The sequence below is a fragment of the Frankia sp. AiPs1 genome (genome assembly GCF_023716945.1).
In the GTDB taxonomy this organism is placed as follows: domain Bacteria; phylum Actinomycetota; class Actinomycetes; order Frankiales; family Frankiaceae; genus Frankia.
The window spans coordinates 1-2984 of sequence record NZ_JAMQQF010000671.1; the positions used below are offsets into that span (position 1 = coordinate 1).

3 protein-coding genes are annotated in these 2984 nt (G+C 73.5%); all 3 read right to left on the reverse strand.

Features of this window, described 5'->3' with window-relative positions; translation table 11 throughout:
- A partial coding sequence (locus ND748_RS29155) for an anthranilate synthase component I (RefSeq protein WP_251749404.1) occupies window positions 1-1648 on the reverse strand: 1648 nt, incomplete at its 3' end.
- Complete coding sequence (hisI, locus tag ND748_RS29160) at window positions 1645-2043, reverse strand: phosphoribosyl-AMP cyclohydrolase (protein ID WP_251749405.1); 399 nt, start codon at window positions 2041-2043, stop codon at window positions 1645-1647. The genes hisI and ND748_RS29155, both read right to left, overlap by 4 nt.
- On the reverse strand, window positions 2040-2984 hold a 945-nt coding region (locus ND748_RS29165), incomplete at its 5' end, for an ABC transporter ATP-binding protein (RefSeq protein WP_251749407.1). The genes ND748_RS29165 and hisI, both read right to left, overlap by 4 nt.

Genomic DNA, 2984 nt, shown 5'->3' on the forward strand with positions numbered 1-2984 from the left:
CGGCCCGTACGACCCGGGCCGGGGCCAGCGCTACAACCCGGCGAAGCTGCTGGTCGACCCGTACGCCCGGCTGCTGATCGGGCCGCAGCGACTCGGCGACCTCGATCGCGCGCAGGACCGCCGCTGCCTTCGTGCGGCTCTCCAGGTCCTCGGCGTCGGGATCGGAGTCGGCGACGATCCCGGCGCCAGCCTGGACATAGGCCACGCCGTCGCGCAGCACGGTGGTGCGGATCGCGATGGCGGTGTCCAGGTCGCCGCCGAAGTCCAGATAGCCGACCACGCCGCCGTAGAGGCCGCGGCGCGTGGGCTCGAGCTCGTCGATGACCTCCATCGCTCGCACCTTCGGCGCCCCGGAGAGCGTGCCCGCCGGAAAGGTCGCGGTGAGCACGTCGACGGCGCTGCGTTCCGGCGCCACCTCACCGATCACCGTGGAGACGATATGCATGATGTGCGAGAACCGTTCCACCGCGGCGAACTCGACGACGCGCACCGAACCGGGCACGCAGACCCGGCCGAGATCATTGCGGACCAGATCGACGAGCATCACGTGCTCCGAGCGCTCTTTCGGATCTGCGAGCAGCTGCGCCGCGAGCTGCGCGTCGCGTTCCGGCGTCGCGCCCCGGGGGCGGCTGCCCGCGATGGGATGCAGCAGCGCCCGTCGCCCGGTGACCTTGACATGCGCCTCCGGCGAGGAGCCGACCACGTCGTGGTCACCGAACTTCAGCAGATACATGTACGGGCTCGGGTTCGTCGTGCGCAGCACCCGGTAGACGTCGAGGGAATCGGCGGCGGTCGTCCGCTCGAAGCGCTGGGAGATCACGATCTGGAAGCACTCCCCGGCACGGATCTCCTCGATGGCCCGCTCGACCGCCGCCTGGAAGGCACCGGGCGGCGTGGCGGAGACGAAGTCACCGATCCCGGCGGCGGCCCCGCTGGTCGTCGCCACCGTCGGCTCGCTCCACTTCGCCAGATCGCTGGTCATCGCGTCCAGCCTGGCCACCGCATCGTCGTACAGGGCGTCGAGGTCCCGGCGGGTGGGCTCGGTCGGATCACCGTCGAGCGCGACCAGATCACCGCCGGGCGTGGCCAGATCACCGCCGGGGGCGGAGGCCCCCGTGAAGACGTTGGCGACCAGCAGGCACGAGCCGTCGGCGTGGTCGAGGACGGCGAGGTCCGTAGTGAGCAGCATCCGCAGCTCCGGCAGACCGAGATCGTCGACGGCGTGCGAGGGCAGCCGCTCGATGCGGCGGACGATGTCGTAGCCGAGGTAGCCGACGAGGCCGCCCATCAGCGGCGGGGCGTCGGGATCGTTGGCCGCGTGCAGGGAGCGTTCCACCGCGCGCAGGATGTCCAGCGGGTCGCCCTCGGTGGGCACGCCGGGCGGCGGAGTGCCGACCCAGACCGCCTGGCCGTCGCGTTCGGTGAGCGTCGCCGCGGCCCGCACCCCGATGAACGAGTACCGCGACCACACCCCACCGTGCTCGGCGGACTCGAGCAGAAACGTGCCCGGCCCGCCGGCGAGCTTGCGGTAGATACCGACCGGGGTCTCCCCGTCGGCGAGCAGCCGACGGGTGACGGCGACAACCGGGCGGCCGCCGGCGGCAGCGTGGAAGGCGGCCCGGTCCGGGAGGATCCGCCCGGTGGTCATCGGGCCGACCCGGCGTCGGCCGCGACGCCCGGGTTGGCCACGTGCGCGGGCAGCGGATCGGCGTCGAAGCAGGTCCGGGTGCCGGTGTGGCAGGCGGGGCCGACCTGCTCCACCCGGACGAGGACAGTGTCGCCGTCGCAGTCGAGGGCGACCGAGCGGACCCACTGCTGGTGGCCGGAGGTGTCCCCCTTGACCCAGTACTCCCCGCGGCTGCGGCTCCAGTACGTGGCCCGCCCGGTGGTCAGTGTGCGATGCAGCGCCTCGTCGTCCATCCACCCGAGCATCAGCACCTCGCCGGTGTCGTGCTGCTGGGCGATGGCCGGGAACAGACCGGCGTCGTTGCGACGCAGGCGGCTGGCGATGACGGGATCCAGAGCGGATGGACGTACGGTCACGGCTCCATTCTGCTCGTCCGCGCCGGCGGGGCGGGCCGCACGTCCACCGACCCGACCGGCGCCACCGCGGCCACCATCTCCGCATCCAGTCCCGCCGCTGCCGCCGGACCCACCGCGACCGCCCCGACACCCGCCGCCCAGGACTGGTGCATCCGGCGGTACACCCCGGGCACGGCGACCAACGTACGGTGATGGCCTCGTTGCACGATGCGCCCGGCGTCCACGACGACGACGTCCTGCGCGGCCTCCGCCGTCGACAGCCGGTGCGCGATCGTCACCGAGGTGCGGTCCCGGGTCAGTTCGGCCAGTGCCGCCGACAGACGCACCTCGGTCTCGGGATCCACCGCGGAGGTCGCCTCGTCCAGGACCAGCAGATCCGGATCGGCCAGCCGGGCGCGGGCCAACGCGACAAGCTGCCGCTCGCCGGCCGACAGCCGCGACCCGCTCTCCCCCACCCGGGTCGCGAGCCCCGCCGGCAGCCCGGCGAGCCAGTCGGCGAGGCCCAGTGCCTCGAAGGCGGTGCGGACGGCCTTGTCGTCCGCCCCAGGTCGGCCGTAGCGGACGTTGTCGGCGATCGTGAGGTCGAACAGGAAGCCGTCCTGCGGCACGAGCAGCACCCGGCCGCGCAACGAGGCGAACCGCACCTCGCGCAGTGGCACACCGCCGATGCGCACGATGCCCGTGGTCGGATCCATCAGGCGGGTGAGCAGCTTGGCCAGGGTCGTCTTGCCGGATCCGGTCTCGCCGACCACCGCCACCCGCGTGCGTGGGGCGATCTCCAGGTCGACGTCGCGCAGCACCGGCGGCCCGTCGGGATAGGCGAACCCGACCCCGGCGAACCGAACCCCCAGCGGTCCGGCCGGCAGATCCCGACCGGCCTGGGCCGTGGCCGGCCCGGGTCCCCCGCCGGGAGCCGGCGCGCCGCCGGGGCGGGGCACCGG